This window comes from Cobetia sp. SIMBA_158 (assembly GCF_046566945.1).
Taxonomy (GTDB): Bacteria; Pseudomonadota; Gammaproteobacteria; order Pseudomonadales; family Halomonadaceae; genus Cobetia; species Cobetia amphilecti.
Genome location: NZ_JAWJYL010001231.1, coordinates 1 through 230, shown reverse-complemented (window position 1 = coordinate 230; position 230 = coordinate 1). Strand labels below are relative to the sequence as shown.

Below are 230 nucleotides of genomic sequence, written 5' to 3'. Positions count from 1 at the left end.
CTCAATGCCGCCAAAGATGGAAGCCGGGCCACGAAAGATATCGCTAAAGCTGATATCGCCCGCATCGTGAGACTCTGCGCGATGACAATATTTATCGCTCACCCGGCAAAACGGGTTGGTAATATTGCCCGCATTACCGGCGTAGCCCCATGCCATCCCGAGGGTGAAATCAAATGGCCCCGCTTGCTTGCTGGCCACCAGATACTCACCGTCAAACAGACCCGTACCAG

At 55.2% G+C, this 230-nt stretch carries 1 protein-coding gene; it reads right to left on the bottom strand.

Features of this window, described 5'->3' with window-relative positions:
* Positions 1–230, bottom strand: a 230-nt coding sequence (locus R2R70_RS23640) for a YjbH domain-containing protein (RefSeq protein WP_410979439.1), incomplete at both ends; no start/stop codon positions are given.